This window comes from Parabacteroides sp. AF39-10AC (assembly GCF_003635405.1).
Lineage (GTDB): Bacteria > Bacteroidota > Bacteroidia > Bacteroidales > Tannerellaceae > Parabacteroides > Parabacteroides distasonis.
Genome location: NZ_QTLP01000012.1, coordinates 26990 through 45861, shown reverse-complemented (window position 1 = coordinate 45861; position 18872 = coordinate 26990). Strand labels below are relative to the sequence as shown.

Here is an 18872-nt window from a genome sequence, read left to right as displayed (position 1 = left end):
TGAAGAAAGATGTAAGTTCGGGGTGAAATGCTGCAAAAGACGTTAATAAAAGATGTTAAGAACCAAGGGATTCAACGATTAGCCGTGCCGTACGCTTTGAAGCCCCGGGCATTCCTAGCGTATGGATAATCTTGTCGTATCCGTCTAGCATTCGTTTTCGATAGGCTGGATCTTGTAGGATGCGTCCTAGCTCGTCTTGTATTTGCGATTCGGAGAAGCGGGCTCCGAATAGTTCTTGTACGATCTCCCGTCCCCCGATCAGGTTCACGAGGGATATGTATTTCGTATGGAAGAAATGCTTGAAAATAAAGCTGGCCAACTGTCCGGCTACGACGTAGTAGCAAACGACTTGCGGAACCCGGAACAGGGCGGTTTCCAAGGTTGCCGTGCCGGAGGTTACCAAGGCGGCGGCACTATGTTGTAGCAAGGGATAGGTTTTACCGAACACGATCTTGGCAGGATAAGAGCCTATGTATTCTTGATAGTAGGCAGGATCGATGCCTGGTGCTCCGGCTATTACCGGCTGGTAGTCGGGATATGCGGAGGCTACTTTCAGCATGGTCGGTAAATTATCCTTGATCTCTTGTTTGCGGCTACCAGATAGCAAGGCGAGGATAGGCTTGTCGGCCAATCCTTCCTCTTTGATAAATGTATCTTTGGGGATCGCTTGATGCTCCTTGTAATAGGCTACGGAGTCTACAGAAGGATTTCCTACGTAATCTACCGAATAATTAAGCTTCCGGAAAAACTCGGTCTCGAACGGCAGGATGCAGAACATACGATCTACATAACGCCGGAAGTCCCTGATGCGGTATTGTTTCCAGGCCCATATCTTGGGGGATATATAGTAATATACCGGGAGACCCAATTGGGTTTTCACATATTTGGCGATCTTCAGGTTGAATCCCGGGTAGTCAATTAAGATGACGACATCTGGTTGATAGCGGCGGATATCCTCTTGGCACGTCTTCATGTTATTTAAGATGGTGCGCAAGTTCAGCAATACCGGGATAAAGCCCATGAACGCCATTTCCCGGTAATGTTTGACAAGGGTTCCTCCGACGGCTCTCATCAGATCGCCGCCCAGAAAGCGGAACTCGGCCTTCGGGTCATTCTCTTTCAAGGCTGCCATCAAATTCGAGGCGTGCAGGTCTCCGGAGGCTTCTCCGGCTATCAGGTAATACTTCATGAATTGAAAATTGAGAATTGAAAATTAAAGGATCCAGTTGTTTAGGGTGGCCATGAAGTTGTAGTCCGTAACGTCGATCTTGCAGGGGACTAGGGAGGCGTATCCGCTGTCCAGCGCAAGCATATCATTGTCCGGGTGGATGGGTTTGGCGCTTTCGAAAGCTCCTGTCAACCAGAATACGGGCTCTCCGCTGGCGTTCTCGGAACGCTTGAATTCACGTACCCAACGACCGTCAGCTTGGCGACAAACTTTCAATCCTTTCACTTGCGGTAGCTTCGGCACGTTGAGGTTTAAGTAGGTTCCGTGCGGTAAGCCTTCTTTTAATACCCGGCGTGCCAGCATACGTCCAAGACGGCAGCATTCGGAGAAGTCGGCATCGGCCGCATGGTCCAGTAAGGATACACCCATGGAAGGGACGTTGAAAATACAGCCTTCGGCGGTGGCACCCATCGTTCCGGAATAATTTACGCAGATAGCCATATTCCCCCCGTGGTTGATACCGGAGACTAACAGATCGGGCTTGCGCTCCAAAACCTCATTAATCGCTAATTTAACGCAATCAACCGGTGTCCCGGTGCAACTATAGATGGTAAGTCCTTCCTCCTTTTTCAACAAGGTATACTTGATAGGAACTAAAGATGTAATGGCACTACCCATCCCGGAACGAGGTCCATCGGGAGCGAATACCACCAAATCGCCTAGATCTTTCAGGCACTCAATCAATTCGTTAATACCTTTGGCCCATACGCCATCATCATTCGTGATCAGAATCAACGGTCTCTCGTTTGTCATATCGTTTTATCCTTATAGTTGTCGTACAAAGGTAACAATAATTTGCGAACAATGGTTGGGGTGTGAGGGATGGGAGTTGTCCTTTCGCCTAATCAGTTGTTGATCAAGCGAAAGGTCTCAGATTATTATAGTTTCTCTATTTCTTCTATGGAGAGGCCGGTGGCAAAGGCGATTTGCTCTATACTAACTCCTAATTTCTTAAGATTAAGTGCTATGGAGTGTTTCTCTTCCTGTCGTCCTTCTGCTTTTCCTTTTTGCAAACCTTTCTGTAGCCCTTCCTCCAATCCTTTTTGCAATCCTTTTTCCATGCCTTCTTCCATCCCTTTTTTCATGCCTTTCTCAACGGCGAAGTCCAAGGTGTTATAATAATCATTATACATCTTCCACTCCGCCTCGTACTGCGCCCGTTGTTTGGGGGTGAGGTTCGCCATGGATCCGATGCGTTCCAACCGCTCGAATATGGCCTTGCGTGCCTTGAATGGCATTCTGTCTAATGTGTCCATATGCTTTAGTACATAAATCCAACGTTCAAAATCGGTCTCGCATTCTTCCTCCTCTTTGTTGAATCGGGGAAGCTCAATATAGATCTGGCGGAACTTGGGGTTGAATACCTGTCCGTTCTCTCGGTCCGCCAGCACGATGTCCCTTCGGAACTTTCCTTCGTTCCTGTTATTGTTTGGCCTGTTCTCCTCGTCTAGCGTGAAGTTCAAGAAAAAAACACCGTACACGGCCGCCAGCTCATAGTCCCATGTTCCCTTTATCCCCTGTTCCACCACCGAGTGCGAGAGGTAATACAAGGCCCTGTCCTTGAAGTGGGGCTGTTCCCTGTTCTGCATCTCGATTATGATCCGTTCGCCCTTGTCGGTCTCGCAATGAATGTCAAAGATGACTTTCCTTCCTTGCTCTGTCTCGGGCAATCGCTCATTGTTCATGATCCTCAAGTCCATGATCGTATGCTCCCCTTCGAGGAGGTCGTTCAGGAACTCGATTAGTATGTCCTTGTCCATTTCCCTACCGAATATGTGCTTGAAGCCGAAATCGGTGAAGGGATTGATAAATTTTCCCATAGTGTTTATAGGTTTTAGTGATTAATAATGAATAATAGTATAATGAGACGGGGCATCCTGTCTTCCGGTTGTAAAGATACTACTTTTTTAATAGGATAGGCATCGTTTTAGCTTTTAAGAAAACACGTACGAGTTTTTTCGGAAACACGTACATGTTTTTCGAAAAACTCGTACGTGTTTTTTGAGAGGCATAATGTAACTACTTCAAATACCGGATCAGCCGATAAATCGTGGGGATAATTTTCCTGAATGTATATTCCACCAAGGGATAGTATGGCCAGGCACTACATGATCTGATTATTTCGCATAGGTGAAAAGATTGTATCACAACCGTGAAACGATTTCATGGGCAGATAGAGCAAGCGACAGCCGATAATGTTTGTATTAAATAGAAAGGCTCAACGGTAACAACTCTTCGTAGGCATCTCTGCGCTCCCTTTCACATCCTTCACAACATATCACTGACATAAAGCAAGTTGGCCGACGTGAAACGTGTGATAAACAAATTAAAGTGTAGATAAAAGTACATTGCGAGATTATCCTCACTATTTATCGGGTGAGCTTGAAAAAGTCGATTCTCCGGGAGTTAAGAATACAAAATGTCAAAGTGCTATATTTTGATATAGATATAAAATGTACGTGCATACATTAGTATAGAAGAGTAAAGTTTGTATGATTAGTAAATATTTTTCATTAGATGAAACGACTAGTTTAAACGATCGATTCTTTTAGTCATTTGCAAAGGTACGCGTTTCTTCGATACTTGCAACCCTTCCAGACGATTTTTTTATCGCTTATTCTCTTTCTTATCAATAGGATAGGTTATCCTTCACGAAACAAGCGATTCCTTCAACGAACCTCCCGTTTCGACGCTCAAAAAACGCAAGATTTAGACGATCGTTTAGACTAGTCGTTTTTAATAGCAAACGACGATTTTCAATTAGTCTAACAGGTTGATTATCTTAATAAACACTAGTATTAATATTAATTTATTTATTATGAACAAAAAGTTTTCTACTCTTTTGGCAGGTGCTGCGCTTGTTGCTGCGGTATCTGCTAATGCGCAGAATCTTGCTGATGTTAAGGACGGAGTGGCTCTTAACATTAACAAAAGTGCACAAGCTTTGCCTACGTATGACAAAGATACCAAGGGCGGTCTTTATCAATTGAGAGATGCGAATGATCAGATCTTGATGATGAAGGAAGTGAATGGCGAATATTCATTGGTCGCAATGAGTGCCAATGATAAGGATTTCGTTTTGAAAAATACGTTATGGTGTGTGACTACTCAGCCGTATAGTCAAGGTCAAGCGGTAAAATTCGATTTCATGAACAAGGGTACTGGCATGATGTTGGATATCGCTATGGGTGATGATCTGAAAAGTGCGGATGGTAAGAAGGGCTATTGGTGGAAGCCTATAATCGGTGGTGAGATCTCTGGTTGGGCCTTTTCTTCTGTATTGAATAAGTTGGAGAAGAATGTTCCTTTGTATTCTCACTTTAGCACAGACTCTGTTATTGGTTTGTTGAACGATAACGGAACTATCAAGGTCGCTAAATATGCCTTGAATGATGTAAAGGTAGATCCTACAGCTGCTACAGACGTTACAGATCTTTCAAACCTTTCAACTGAAGCGAAGAATACGTTCTCTGGCTTTACTTTGTATCAAGCAGAAGATATCGTATTAGATGCGGATCAATTGAATAAGATTTTCGATTTGCAGGATGCTGATGCGGGTGTTAAATTGAATTTCTCTCCGGATGTTAAGGGTACCAGCTTAAAGAATCCGTTCAACGAGAAGGAATTTATCGCTGAATCTACAGGTGATAACAAGTATTACGATGTGAATGCTAGCAGTACTGCGACTTTGACAAATGGCGAATGGCTTTATGTGACACGTAAGAACGATGATAATAAGGACACTTATTTGAAGGTCGATACAGCTTATACAAATGAGACCGGTGCCAAGTTCTTGGCTTATGGCTGGACTGGTCCTAGCAAAACACAAGAGGCTATTGATCGCTTAGGGGATTTACAAGATCAACATAAGTTCTTATTTGTTTATTCTCCTAGCAAAGATGAATTGAAGATCTATGTAAAAAAGATCACTTGGAGAGGTGATGATGATAAGGTAAAATATTGGAAAGAGATTTATCAAAAGACAGACAACCAAAGAAATAACTGGCGTGTGTCTTTGCAAGATTTGATCAAGGATGAGACTCGTATCTTGACCGTTGATTATTCCAAACAGAATACAACCATCAAATTAGGTTATGGTGGTTGCGAGGCTGATCAATCAAAGACCTCTGTTAAGGATGGTGTTTACTACATCATGAACAAGAAGGGTGAGTACTTAGCTTCTCCGATCTATGAGAATGGCGTGATTCGTTGGACTACCGTGAATGCTGATGAGCAAAATGTAGCTCATATGCCAGCCTATCAATGGGTTGTTTTGAAGACAAACGCTAAAGATCAGAATAATCTGTCTTCAGTAACAGCTACTAACCGTGAGTTTGAGGATGCGAAAGGAACATTTAGTTTGTATAAGAATGCTGATACGGAATATGTATATACAAAAAGCAATGTAGAATTAACACAAGATGGTGTTTCTTCTAAATTTACAGTAGCAGCGAAGAGTGACTTACGTTTTGTAGAGGTTCCGGCCGAGGCTGTATCTGATTCTTTGTTAGGTTATAAGAACTTAACGAACGATGAGTTGAAGGTTAATAAATATACATTTAATTACTGGCATCCGTATGCGACGGATAAATACATCGCTAAGTCTTCTAAAGACTCAACTTTGACAGTTAATGTTGGTGTATCTGCCTTTAATGTAGATACTGCTAAGAGAAGTGCAAACAGCTCTGTATATGCGGTAGAGAAGTTTGGTTTCAAGGTAGAGAAAGAACATCAAGATCGTATCAAAGGCTTGAAACAACTTTATAGAACGGCTTATGTAGTGAAATTAAATGGTATTGGCTTAGCTATCAATAAAGAGGATAAGTTCAATGTACCTACTCATAACGATTATCGGACTACAGGCGAAAATGAGGAGGTTACTCCGTTCTTCTTCAAGGAGAATAATGAGATCAAAGAAACGGGTAAGTGTTATTATGCGATCTTGTCTACTGAAAAAGACACTAAAGATGTAAACGATGTACATTATTCAATTTCAGATGACAACAAGGCTGGTGTATCTGACTATGATGGCTCTGCTACATTGAAATCTCAAGTATTGAAAGAATCCAGAACATCCGCATTCGCTATCGAACCGGATGAGACTCCACTGTACCGTCGTTTCAACTCTCTTGAGCTTGAAGGCAACGAAGGTGACAAGGCTGATACATTACGTTTCATCGAGAAATATCGTAAAGAGTACTTGCAAGTTGAGAACAACAAGAATTTCATGAATGGTGATATCGATTTCTTAGGTATCTACACTCCGGATAAGACGGAAGATGGCTTGTCATTCATCGTTGATACGGCATGGGTAAATCGTGGCGCTGGTAATATCAAACCTCAGTATTTGATCTCAATCGATCGTAACGACTTCGAGGGTACACCGGGTGTTGCTTGTACATATACTCATAATCACTATGACAATGAAGGTAACAAGGTAGACGCAGCGCACTGTTCACATGCTACTCCGGCTATCCCCGGTTTCGAGAGAGGTAAGTATTTGATCAACTTCCATGATTTCGCTTTGAAACATGATAAGGCTAATACTTCCGATGCGAAGAAAGACGCCGCTTATATGTGGAAGAAATATGATCGTGCCGGTTTCGTAGAGGCTGTTCGTGTAGCTGATACATTGTTCATCTTGAGAGACGAATTCAAGAACTTGAAGAATGAGGAGATCACGATTGAGGCTTTAAATAAGGCTGAGGAAGCAGCTTGGGCTGCCGCTAAGAAGGCTGGTGTAAGCAAGGATAACTTCGTATCTTACAAATATGTTTTATCTGGTGACAACCACAAGTATGTGACTTGGTCAATGCGTTTCGTTAACAGAAATGCTGCCGCTAATGAGGTTGAGGCTGATAGATCATTCTTGTTTGAATCAATGCAGGCAGACGGTCTTGACATCGCTCCTACAAAAGCTGCTTGGTTGAAAATGCAGAATGGTTGCTTGGTATTGTCTGATAAAGATGATTCTAAGTTTGACGAAACTGCTACCGGTGGTGACGACGCTTTGATCTTCAACGTAGAGCAAGGTGACGATATCGCTACAGACAACGAGACAATCGAAGCTGTGGAAGGTGTTTCCATCACAACTGATAACGGTACTGTAACTATCCAAGGCGCCGTTGGTAAGTCAGTAGTTATCTCTAACATCTTAGGTAAGGTAGTCGCTGAGACAGTTCTTACATCTGATAACGCAACAATTGCCGTACCTGCCGGTATCGTAGCTGTAGCTGTTGATGGTGAGGAAGCTGTTAAAGTGGTTGTTAAATAATTAAACAAATAGATAGGTCAAGAGATGGGGGAATCCCCCATCTCTTCCTTTAAGAAGATATTTATAATTCTGAAATTCCCGTGTGGAGATAGATTCTTCAAGTACACCGCGATGGTAGAACATGCGGGGGTATTAATACTAAAGTAATAAATTAAAAGCTCAGGTCACGAGAACTTCTGTGAAGAAATGTCGTGACCTTTTTTTGTACTCTTAAATCTCTTGCTATGATTATATCTACTCAAGAAACATTGATCTATAAATCAATTAGTCCGGAAGACATTTATTGTTATACTCCCGGAATCACCGTGACTTCGACGGGACGCTTGGTCGTGACTTTCGACTTGGGCGGCAAGGGGGTAAAAGAAATCTATGCTTCTTCGCAGCTGTACACGGAAAGGACAAGACGGTTAGGTATCGGTAAGATTTTTGTATCGGACGACCAAGGCGCTAGTTGGTGTTTTATCTCGGATTTTAATTTTTGGCATGCCCGCCCTTTTTGTATAGGGGAAAAGATATATATCATAGGAAATGCGGGCGATTTATGTATTATATGCTCGGAAGATGATGGGAATACGTGGAGCGTTCCCTCGTTTCTCTCCCAAGGTGAGAAATGGCATTCTTCTGCCTGTAATGTTCTTTTCGCTAACGAGCGGGTTTACTTGGCGATGGAACAGCGTTTTTATAACTCGGAGATAGAAGGCTGGAATGTGGCGGGTTTGAGCCCTACCTTGCTATCTTGCTCTATTCACGATGATTTACTGGATGCGTCTTCTTGGCGACGTTCCGATCCTTTTGTTTTCAGGGATAAGGTACATTTCCCGGAAGGGGTTGGTATTCCTTTTTACGAGTCATTGACCAATAAGCCGCTGGAATTGGCTCCCGGTCGTTTTAATGCGCCCACTGGATGGCTGGAGGCTCAAGTGGTTCAAATAAAGGATAAACATCATATTTGGTATGATCCAGAGGGGAAAACGTTCCATATGTTTCTTCGTGCGCATACCGGAGGGATTGGATACGCTTGTTTATTAAAAGTGAGGGAAGATAAGAACGGCCAGATGGTAACCGGCTTTCAAGAGACTCCTTCCGGACAGACCTTGCTTTTCTTGCCCTTTCCCGGTGGCCATTTGAAATTCTTTATAGTGTATGATGAGATATCCCGGTTGTATTGGATGGCATCCAATCAATCTTTCGATTCTATGCGGACGATAAGCTCATTACCTGAGACTTCCCGGTATGGACTCCCGAATAATGAGAGGCATCGTTTACAATTATTATTCTCGAAGAATTGTGTGGACTGGTGTATGGCTGGGATGATCGCTTGCCAAGGGAATGAATTATATTCAAGAAATTATCCTTCGCTATGTATCGTAGGTGAGGATATGCACGTGGTTTGCCGTGCGGCGGATGATCATACAAAGGACCCTCAATACTCTGATTGTATTACATATTATAAAATTAAACGGTTTAGAATGTTAATCTATTAAATGAAGTGATTATGGAAAAAGTACTGATTGTAATACCGGCTCGATATGGTTCAAGCCGGTTGCCGGGTAAGCCTTTGGTTAAGATTAAAGGTATAGAGATGATAAAACGGGTCTCGGATATAGCGGATTTTGTATGTCGCAAAAATGAGTCTTGTTCTTATTTGGTAGCTACGGATGATGAGCGCATCGTCTCGTTTTGCGAATCCCGGGAGATTCCGGTGATGATGACTTCCACGAATTGTAAAAGTGGTACGGAACGTTGCTATGAGGCGGTAAGGAAACAGGACACCAATCCCGGACTGATAATAAATCTGCAAGGCGATAATCCCACGTGTCCTCCTTGGATCTTGCAAGATCTGATCGATACATGGAGAAAGGAGAAGGCGGATGTCCTTACCGCCTCGGTCTTGTTGGGATGGAGCGAATACGATCAATTACTGGCGATGAAAAAGGAAACCCCTTATTCCGGCACGACGGTATTGGTGGATCGGCTGGGATATGCCTTAGCTTTTTCGAAACAAACCATACCCGCTATCCGTAAGGAGGATCAGGCTAGGGATCTTTTGCCTAAAAGCCCTGTCAGGCGGCATGTGGGTTTATATGCGTATAGCGGTCGAGCCCTCGAGTCTTATTTCTCATTACCTCCGTCTGTGTATGAACGCTCTTATATAGAAGGATTGGAACAGATGCGCTTCTTAGAGAATGGCATCAAAATGAGGGTCGTAGACGTCGATTATCGGGGACGTGAGACAACAAGCGGGGTTGATTCCCCGGAAGATGTCAAACGGGTTGAGGAAATACTTGAGAAGTATGGAGAGTTCGATCTTTCGTGACTTAGATGGAATCGTAGATTCTATTTTATCTCCCTACCATACTTTGGAGGAGGTTCTACCTTCTGGCTGTGATGCTGGTCCGGTATGGATGGATTTTGACTGTTGGGTAGACAGCCAAAAGGTGGATATGCGGACATCGGAATCACCCTTACTCTTGAATATATGTGGTATACCCGCATCCGGTAAATCGTATTGGGCGGAGGAATGGCTATCAGAGAATGGACCTTGTTTGCATATCGCTTTCGACGCTATTATGGAGGCATTATCCGGGTATCAAGCGGATTGCTCGCTAGATAGGGAGAAAGCGTTCTTACGTTGGGAACTTCCTGCTCGTTTTTTAGGTTACCGTCTTCTTTTGTTGGGATTGAGGAATGGGTGGCCTATTTTATTTGAACATAGTAATGCGTTGAGAGAACATGTGGATTTGTATAAGAAGATAAAGAGTCTTGGATATCGGATTCATATGGTGTGCATCGATGCGACACCAGAAATGGTTATCAAAAGATTGGCTCGGAGGAATCGTTTTTTCCCGGAGGAGCAAGTGAAAAAACGTTGGGATTGCTTGATAGATTTGTTACCTGAATATCAAAAAATAGTAGATGACTTTAAATTAATACAACCATGGAAAAATGTAGAAAACTTGTGATCGTACGGCATGGTAATACGTTTCGTGCGGGAGAGACTCCGACTCGGGTTGGAGCTAGAACTGATTTGCCTCTGGTAGAGGAGGAACGAGCTAGATCTGCGGGACGTTATTTACGTGAAAAGGGGATTGTGATCGACAAGGTGATTTCGGCCCCCTTAAAACGCACCTTGGAGACCGCTAACTATATCTTGGAGGAAATGAATGTGGATTTGCCTATCATTCAAGACTTACGTCTTAAAGAGATTGATTATGGGCCGGATGAGAATATGGTAGAAGATCATGTAATAAAACGTTTGGGATCTCTCTATTTAGAAAAGGAGGGAATGGACCGGAAAGACCTAACGGAAGATCGGATCGTGGAGAGGGGACTTTCCGTGATCGCCCAATGGAATGAGAAGGCCGTGGTACCGTTAGGATGGAACGTAGATGTAGAGAAACTGATAAGCGGTTGGCAGGATTTGGCGGCTAGTATCCCTGATGGTGAGACTTGGTTACTAGTCTCTTCCAATGGAGTGATGCGTTTCTCCCCCTATATTCTGGGGAATTATGAGGATTTCTGTGCGACTCATGATATTAAGGTTCCGACAGGTGGGGTTTGTATATTCGATTGTGTGGGTGATCATTGGAGGTGTACGGATTGGGGAATAAAGGCTTATAAACTTTTTAAATGATAAATCATGGAAGATATATGGAATATAACAGCTTTGGTAGTTAGTGTATTAAGTGTGCTTTTGTCTCTTTATGCTTTAAGACAGGCTACCACTAAAAATACCTCGGATATGTATCTGTTCTTTATCTCGCAATATGCGAAGGAGGACATGAAATTGGCTTTACGTAAATTGAAAGATATAAAGCGGGGGGTATATCGGTTGGAACAATGGGAGAGTGATATGAAAAATAATTTGCCGAAAGCCTTTGAGTATGACGAGGCGAGACGTTTGGTGAAATATTTTTATGATACTTTAGCCTATATGAAGTTGGAGAAACTAATAGAGGCTCGTTTTGTAAGATTGATTTGCTTGAAGAAAGGGGCATGGCTTTATCTGGACACAGTCGAAGCCATGGAAAAATTTTTTGACAGTGGCTATGATAAAAAGCCATATGCGGTTATTCGGGATGTATGCGAAAATTTACGAAAGGAAGGGTGTTGTCCTCCTTAGTTCATTATTTTCGGCTTTTGGTGATTTAATAAAGCCTTGATCGAAGAAACGATCGGGGCTTTTATATTTATTTCTTAATTTGCCATGACAATATTCCGCAAGTCGAAACCGAATTGAATATACTCATCCTCAGTTATTTGCCTCTCTGTTGTCAGGATGATTAACGCATGCCCTCGATAGGTGTTTCTGTAAGGGGGATGGAAATGGTTGTAATGGTTTTCGAAGAAGCCGCATTTTTTATAGAACTTTAATCGCTTGGAGGAAGTTTCATCCGTAATAGGATCGATCTCTAATAAGATAATCTTATTCAGGCGTTTATTAAAATCCTCCAGCAATAAACCGCCGTATCCTTGTCCCCTAAAGTTCTCATGAATGGCGAAATGTTCGATATATACATAGGTGCTAAAATCCCAGTATGAGATAAAGCCGATAAAGAGGTTGTCTTTCAGATAAGCCACTAGATGATAGTTGGGAGATTGGAAGGCCTGTTCTTGTTGTTCTTCTGTTCGCTGCTCAAATAGAGGGAAACTTGCCGTATATATTTGCTCAAAGGTAGGATAGAGAGGATCTTGCTTTCGCGTTATTTCTAGTATGTCCATATGACTTCGCTTTATTTTGATGCGAAGATAATAATCTAAAAACATTGTCATGTCATATTAAAGCTTTATTTTTGGATGATCTTATAATTAAGATATTGTATACGATGATAGCGTGGTTTCGTTATATATGTTTAATTGTTAGCCTTATAATCACCCTGCCGGAATTACTTTCGGCACAACGTCTGGTTTCTCAACGTCAAGAGGATGTAGAGGCCGGTCTTTTATATAACGAGAGCGTCTACATCCTATCTAATTATTCTTGTCTATCCTCCAATTCCCCGGAAAAACTTTCTTTGGACGAGTTATTGCGGAAGCAGATCGAAGGCTTTTATTTCTATTTGAAGCGGGATACGGAGACAAATGTATTGTTACTAAGGAAACCTGATGGTACGTTTACTCCTTTTAGTGAATCATTGGAAGCCATTAAGACGGCCTTGGATGCGGACTCCACTAAGGTTATGACGCTTTTCCTCGATTTCTATGTAGAGATGGAGCTGGAATCCTCTTTTAAGGAAATAGGCTTGATGGAGTATGTACTTGAGTATGATACGAAAAACGGATGGCCATCCCTGAAGGATATGTTGAGTTCCGGAAAGCGACTGGTCGTTTTCGAGGTTCAGAAACATTTGAACAGTCCTTCATGGTTGCATAATATGAGGGATTTTGTGGAGCATACGGACGCTGATTGGGGAAATCAACCGGAAGGGGTTGAGAGTTTTGATGAGCGGCTGAAAAAGAATTTGTCTTTATTTACCGGATATAAGTTCTTGGAGACTTCCCGGGGAAATAGTAATGATATCTCGGCTTTAGCCCGGCAGACACCTTATTTAATAGAATCGTTTAAAAGAGCGTGGATCCGGGATGGAAGGGTTCCTAATTTTGTCTTGGTAGATAAGTATTACGCATGGTTAGATGTCTCGTTGGTTACTTTCCGGAATTTCGATATCATTTACGGCGCGGTTACGAATAACAATGAGTTGCTTAACTACGTGAATTGGGATGGGATGTCTAATTATACGACGGGTAAATATTGCTTTCCGCTAGAGCCCGGAGCCGAGTTGATGCTTTCCCCGATCTCTCCGGGCTATCGGATAGAGCCGGCTACGGTTTATGTCTCCGGTACCCAAAGGAAGGCTTTCGCCGGCGATTTTAAGGCTAGACCTTTGCGGATTGACGAGGATATAGAGATTTATTTACCGTTTGAGGGCGATGAGAAAGATGGTTCGTCCAATCATAATCTCACGGTATCTAGGAATGTCGAGTTTATTCAGGACCCTATACGGGGGCAGGTCGCTTCCTTGGAGAATCAGGCCCGTGTGGATTTGCCGACCGCTTCGGAACTTCATATGCGGGATCATGATTTCACTGTCGGCGTTTGGTTGAAAATACCTAAGTACCTGCCGGAGAAGGAGGATTATTGTATTCTGGGAGCTAAGAACAGTACTTATCAACAAGCGTTGCATCTGTTGATACGGAATCGGAAACCGTATATGGGATTCTTTAACAACGATCTGGTTGGTAACACGGAGATCGAGCCGGGCAAATGGTATAATGTCGTATGGCGGTATAATAAGCGGAATGGGGAGCAGGCTATATTCGTAAATGGAAAACTGGACGCGATCTCTTTTGATCGTCCGGCTTATCTGGGTAGTGATAGCTTATATGTCGGTTTCGTGAATTTCAGCCAGTCCTCGAACTTCGTGGGTGTGCTGGATAATCTTTGTATTTGGTCTCGTGTGTTGAGCGATAAGGAGATATTGGGATTGAGCAACCAGTTATTAGATTTACATATATCGAATGCGATTACTTGGTTGGATGTCCTTGGAATTGGGTTGATTTTGATGGTTCTGGTCTCGATAGCTTATCTAGGCTATCGGAAGGTGAAAGAAAAGCCAAGGCAGGATGAGGCTGATGCGGGAACGGTTGCGGAGGAGGGAATCGAGGACGGAATCGAGGAGCCGGATCGTTCTTCGCAAGAGATGCCGGAGGAGATCGAGAAGGTTCCGGTTCTGCGCAATTATATCCGATTGTTTGGAGAGTTCTATGTGTTGGACCGGGATGGAAATGATATAACCTCTCTATTTACCCCCAAATTAAAACAGCTGTTTATCTTGATTATGCTTCACTCTTCCCGTGGAGGTTTCGGAATATCGAGCAAGGACTTGACACGGATGATTTGGGGGAATGACAACCCCTCGAAAAGTACGAAGAGCCTTCGAAGCGTATCTATATTGAAACTCCGGAAGATATTGGAACGTATCGATACGGTCGAGGTCCTATTTAACGCGAATCGATATATTCTCCAGCTTTCGGAAGATGTCTATTGCGATTATTTGGCTTGTTTGGATTGGCTGAAAGATAAACGGGTACGGACTCAGCCGGACTTTGAATATTTCTATGATATTATCAGCAAAGGAGAAGTGTTCAAAGGGGAATCGTTTGATTGGATGGATGATTTTAAAAGTTATATCTGTAATAGTACGGTGGATGTCTTGTCTCGCTTTATCGACACTTACTCGATCGAGGATGAGGCGGATCGGGTGATCCAGATAGCAGACCAGATCCTTCTGAACGATCCTTGCAACGAGGAGGCTTTGCTCTATAAGATCAAAGCCTTGATTTACCAGAACAACTTCAAATTGGCCCGTTACGTGTACGACCGCTTTTGCGCTTTATACCAAGAGATGTATGGCGAGGCTTTCCCCTCTTCTTTTGAGCAGGTCGTACCGTCTTCGCTGATGAGTCAGCAATCTCCCCAGTAATATTATAGTGTGCCTGCTCATTGGCAGACTGTGCCATCGCTATTGTCACACCTGTGCCATCGTTGTGGCAAGACCGTGCCACCGTTATGGCATGCCTGTGCCATCCGTGTGGCACTCCTCTGGCATTACAGTGACAAATGTATGCGCCCCACTGATAGCGATCCTTTCGAATAGGGAGGCAGGTGCTATGCCTCTGACTTATCGAAGATTTTTATAAATATTTCTTGATTTATTTATATTGCTGTTATTATGTGAATTATGCTTTGTGCTGATATGAAATTAGCCTTAAATTAGCCCTAGGTTAATGTCTTGTTTAGCGTTCGTTAACTCATGGTTTACTGCTCATCCCTATATTCGCTCTCGTTGTTTCGCACGAGGAAGCGAGGAAGCGAGGAAGCGAGGAAGCGAAGTTGTGTTTTACTATATATTTTTTCTTACGATGAATATCGTAAAGGTTGAAGTCTGTAAGGGCCTTTCTTCTAAGAGTTGATATTTATGTATAAACTGAATAGTTATGAGTAAAGATGTGAACAATGGTCAGTCCAGACGTGAGTTTCTAGGAAGATCGGTCGCTGCTTTGGCGGCCGCATCTTTCCTTCCGAGTGCTTTCTCTTGTACGGGGAAGAGTGTGGCGGCTCCCGCTCCGGTTGATACGGCGGCGGAGGCAGGCAAGGTTAACTCGAAGTTCGGTGGCGTGCAAATCGGCACGATCACTTATAGTTGGCGTTCCATGCCGGGTGGATTGGAGAATATCATCAAGTATTGCCAAGAGGCGAATATCAGTTCCATCGAGTTGATGGGAGGTGATCTGGAAGCTTATTTAGGAGCTCCGGAGAATCCGATGATGAAATTCTTCCGTCAGCAAGCTTCTCAACCCACGGCGAAACCGGGTGAGAAACCTGCGGCTCCTCGTCGGATGGGTCCCCCGAAGTTTACTCCGGAGCAGCAGGCTGAGATCGATAAATATAAGGAAGCGGTGAAAGCGTGGCGTCTCGGGTTGGATCTATCAAAGGTAGAAGGTGCCCGTAAGTTATTGAGCGACGCAGGAATATCGGCGCATATCGTGAAGATGGAACCTTCCCGTATGGGTTCGGACGAGGAAATCGATTATGCGTTCAAGGTAGCCAAGGCCATGGGCGCTAAAGCCGTGACGGACGAGATTAATTTGGAGACGGCGAAAAGAGTCGCTCCATTTGCCGAGAAGCATGGGATGTATATGGCTTTCCATAATCATATGCAATATGCCGAAGAAGGGTTTAGTTGCGATCCGATCTTAGCGGTCTCTCCTTCTATTATGTTGAATTTTGACGCGGGCCACTTCTTTGGCTCTACAGGTATCCACCCGAATGAGATGATCAAGAAATATCATGATCGGATCTATAGTATCCACTTGAAAGACAAGACGGGGCCTACGACAGGGGACCAGCCGAATACGAATCAAGTATGGGGACAAGGGGAGATGCCGTTGGAAGACGTACTCTTGTTGATCAAACAAGAGAAATGGCCTATCTATTGCGATATAGAACTGGAATATGATATCAAGCCTTGGTCTGACTCCGTGAAAGAGGTAGGCACTTGCGTGAAATATGCTCGACAAATATTGATGTAGATTATAGAAAGTTGTCTTTGGTATGTCATTAATAGGTATAACGAAAGGGCCGGTTCCTGATGGAGCCGACCCTTTATTTTTCATTTATTGATCTCTTTTACCAAATTGGGCGCGCACTTAAAATGGACAATGGTTCTGGGGATCAACATTAAAGTCTCTCCGCTTTTCGGGTTTCTAGCCAACCTGCTTGTCTGCAAGCGGGGAGTATAAACACCAAAACCCTGTATACATACCTTTTCTCCGGCTCTCGTTTTCTCTAAGATGATGTTATTCAGTTCTTCCAATATGTACCGGATTTCTTCTTTGTCATTACCGACTCTTTTCGATAATTCCTCGATTAGCTGACTTTTATTCATATCGTATTATTTTTTGAGAAGTTTGTTCTTTGCTCTGTTGTTAAATATTTTTTCCTGTATTGCAAAGGCGATAAGCCCGTGTGCCTCCGAAAGAAGCGTCCCAACGAAGATTGGTTCGAGAACTGCGTCTTCTCAACAATCTCTTGGATATTCAAGGTAGAGTTGGTGAGTAATCCTTTTAATTCTAGGATCATATATTCCGTAATCCAATCTTTGGCGGATTTGCCGCTTACCTCCTTAACAACCATGGTCAAGTATTTAGGGGTGATGCATAGAGAGTTCGCGTAGAACGTCACGCTTCTGTTCACTTTGTAATTACTCATGACCAATTGAAAGAATTTGTGGGTCAGTTCTTTCTTGTGTACATCTATCGTTGCCGTACTGTCTAAAGAATTGACTTTATAATGGTTATATATATCAAGGAATAATATGCGAAGTAAGAGTATAACCGACTCTCTTCGATACTGGTTTTCCGGATCGACGGCTTTTCTTATAAGTAATTCAAAGAAGTCTACAAAGGAAAGAGTTTCCACGTCTTCCATCTTGAAATAGTAATGTTGCCTCATATAGAAAAAGAAATGTGGCGAGAAACGACTGATACCGCTTAATATATCAGTATAAAAGGATTCCGTGATCGTGAAATATCTGATTTGGAAATCTACGCTAACGTCCGTTAATGCGACCAATTGCCCCGGCAAGATGATGATGAGCTCTTTGGGGGTTATAATGTGCTTGTTGGAATAGATATCAATTTTAGCGTTTCCTTTTACACAATAGATGACAATCCCTAATCTTATATAAGAAGGGTAAGTGGTAATAGGGAGTTCTTTGGAAAGTGTAAAGATCTTGAAGTCCTTCTCCAAAGAATAATCAATACCACTATTCGGCTCAACTATTTTTTTAATATTTCCCGACATTCTTTTTGTCTATGTTTCTTATGTAAAATTATAACTTCGTCTTTTACTATATTTATCTAGTGGTTGTTTGGTATAATATTACAGAAATATAGGTCTCGTTTTGGCGTTTTTTAAAGTTTGGTTTAAATGATACCTTGAAAAATAACCGCTATTGGATGTTTTTGTTTGTAGGTCTAATACTTTTTTGCAAGTACGGTTGAGGTGATGTTAGGGATAACTTGTATTCTAAGGGCTGTGCGAGCTGGATGGAATATGTGTTAGGAAATATTAGTAATTCAGGTTAAGGACAAGCGTGCGAGACAAGAACGGGAAGGATTGCCTCGCACGACAGGCTTAGGTCGTCTTTTAGATAAACTTGAGTATATCTTCTGCCTTTTCCGCTATATGATCGGGTGCGTATTTCTCTAATTCCGTACGAGGGCGAAAGCCCCATGTTACCCCACAGGAGGTCACTTTGCTGTTGATGGCGGTTTGCATGTCTACGTCCGAGTCACCGACATAAAGAGCGTACTCTTTGGATATGCTCGCTCGTTCTACGATCTCATTGACGATACTGGGATCTGGCTTCGCCTTTACTCCTTCACGCTGTCCGAGAACCTCCGTAAATTGTATGGAAGGGAAGAAATGGGCGATGAGCTTACGGGTAGCGGCTTGATATTTATTAGAAGCGACCGCCAGTTTTATCCCTCTTTCCTGCAACAAGGCTAATAACTCAGGGATACCGGGGTAGGGAACGCTGCGATCTGTGTTATGCAGATCGTAATGCTTCAAGAACTCTTCCCTTACCTTTAGTATATTCTCTTCCGTCTTTTCACCTTCGGGTAACGCACGTTCGAATAATTTGTTGATGCCGTTTCCTACGAAGAAGTTATACTCCTTTACGTCATGTGTCGGAAAGCCGTTTTGCCGCAACGCATGGTTCGTGCTATGGGCTAAATCCGCGATCGTATTTAATAATGTTCCGTCAAGATCGAATATTACTAACTTTTTCATTTTAGTTTTCT

Annotated in this window: 15 protein-coding genes; 8 read left to right on the top strand and 7 right to left on the bottom strand. The window is 43.0% G+C overall.

The genetic code is table 11. The features are described from left to right. Positions 1 to 55 precede the first annotated feature (55 nt). The 3 genes from lpxB to DW033_RS12380 all read right to left on the bottom strand — a co-directional run bounded on the left by lpxB (position 56) and on the right by DW033_RS12380 (position 3048). The gene (lpxB, locus tag DW033_RS12390) at positions 56 to 1189 is read right to left on the bottom strand and encodes a lipid-A-disaccharide synthase (protein ID WP_122382782.1); all 1134 of its coding nucleotides are present in this window, start codon (positions 1187 to 1189) and stop codon (positions 56 to 58) included. A gap of 24 nt (positions 1190 to 1213) precedes the next feature. Further along, positions 1214 to 1981: a 5'/3'-nucleotidase SurE gene (gene surE / locus DW033_RS12385; protein ID WP_122382781.1), complete on the bottom strand. Its 768-nt coding sequence runs from the start codon at positions 1979 to 1981 to the stop codon at positions 1214 to 1216. A gap of 125 nt (positions 1982 to 2106) precedes the next feature. Next, complete coding sequence (locus tag DW033_RS12380; protein ID WP_122297529.1) at positions 2107 to 3048, bottom strand: Rpn family recombination-promoting nuclease/putative transposase; 942 nt, start codon at positions 3046 to 3048, stop codon at positions 2107 to 2109. 998 nt (positions 3049 to 4046) lie between these two features. Between DW033_RS12380 and DW033_RS12375 the strand changes: the two genes are divergently transcribed. The 6 genes from DW033_RS12375 (at position 4047) to DW033_RS12350 (ending at position 11625) form a co-directional block, all read left to right on the top strand. Then, complete coding sequence (locus tag DW033_RS12375; RefSeq protein ID WP_122382780.1) at positions 4047 to 7502, top strand: DUF6383 domain-containing protein; 3456 nt, start codon at positions 4047 to 4049, stop codon at positions 7500 to 7502. 224 nt (positions 7503 to 7726) lie between these two features. Beyond that, positions 7727 to 8986 (top strand): sialidase family protein, encoded by a 1260-nt coding sequence (locus tag DW033_RS12370; RefSeq protein WP_122144450.1) that lies wholly within the window; start codon positions 7727 to 7729, stop codon positions 8984 to 8986. 11 nt (positions 8987 to 8997) lie between these two features. Beyond that, positions 8998 to 9819 (top strand): manno-octulosonate cytidylyltransferase, encoded by an 822-nt coding sequence (locus tag DW033_RS12365; RefSeq protein WP_122144449.1) that lies wholly within the window; start codon positions 8998 to 9000, stop codon positions 9817 to 9819. Then, positions 9797 to 10465, top strand: coding sequence for an AAA family ATPase (locus tag DW033_RS12360; protein WP_009018373.1), 669 nt, complete (start codon positions 9797 to 9799; stop codon positions 10463 to 10465). The genes DW033_RS12365 and DW033_RS12360 overlap by 23 nt, the downstream gene beginning before the upstream one ends. Then, complete coding sequence (locus tag DW033_RS12355; protein WP_008773916.1) at positions 10441 to 11136, top strand: histidine phosphatase family protein; 696 nt, start codon at positions 10441 to 10443, stop codon at positions 11134 to 11136. The genes DW033_RS12360 and DW033_RS12355 overlap by 25 nt, the downstream gene beginning before the upstream one ends. A 6-nt stretch (positions 11137 to 11142) precedes the next feature. Beyond that, positions 11143 to 11625 carry a hypothetical protein gene (locus DW033_RS12350; RefSeq protein WP_005861117.1) on the top strand — a complete coding sequence of 161 codons (483 nt, stop codon included), beginning with the start codon at positions 11143 to 11145 and terminating at the stop codon, positions 11623 to 11625. A gap of 74 nt (positions 11626 to 11699) precedes the next feature. Here DW033_RS12350 and DW033_RS12345 read toward each other — a convergent pair whose 3' ends face one another. Then, the gene (locus DW033_RS12345; RefSeq protein WP_121961257.1) at positions 11700 to 12224 is read right to left on the bottom strand and encodes a GNAT family N-acetyltransferase; all 525 of its coding nucleotides are present in this window, start codon (positions 12222 to 12224) and stop codon (positions 11700 to 11702) included. Positions 12225 to 12295: 71 nt separating this feature from the next. Between DW033_RS12345 and DW033_RS12340 the strand changes: the two genes are divergently transcribed. After that, positions 12296 to 14986: a LamG-like jellyroll fold domain-containing protein gene (locus DW033_RS12340; protein ID WP_122382809.1), complete on the top strand. Its 2691-nt coding sequence runs from the start codon at positions 12296 to 12298 to the stop codon at positions 14984 to 14986. 514 nt (positions 14987 to 15500) lie between these two features. Further along, positions 15501 to 16595, top strand: a complete 1095-nt coding sequence (locus DW033_RS12335) for a sugar phosphate isomerase/epimerase (RefSeq protein ID WP_122382779.1) — start codon at positions 15501 to 15503, stop codon at positions 16593 to 16595. An 80-nt stretch (positions 16596 to 16675) separates the two neighbouring features. Here the strand turns inward: DW033_RS12335 and DW033_RS12330 are convergent, their stop codons facing one another. The 3 genes from DW033_RS12330 to DW033_RS12320 form a co-directional block, all read right to left on the bottom strand. Further along, positions 16676 to 16951: an HU family DNA-binding protein gene (locus tag DW033_RS12330; RefSeq protein WP_005866712.1), complete on the bottom strand. Its 276-nt coding sequence runs from the start codon at positions 16949 to 16951 to the stop codon at positions 16676 to 16678. Next, positions 16948 to 17868 (bottom strand): helix-turn-helix domain-containing protein, encoded by a 921-nt coding sequence (locus DW033_RS12325; protein WP_005866714.1) that lies wholly within the window; start codon positions 17866 to 17868, stop codon positions 16948 to 16950. Before DW033_RS12325 ends, DW033_RS12330 begins: the two co-directional genes overlap by 4 nt. Before the next feature lie 345 nt (positions 17869 to 18213). Next, on the bottom strand, positions 18214 to 18861 hold the full coding sequence (locus DW033_RS12320; RefSeq protein ID WP_036615292.1) for an HAD family hydrolase: 648 nt from the start codon (positions 18859 to 18861) through the stop codon (positions 18214 to 18216). Positions 18862 to 18872: the final 11 nt, after the last annotated feature.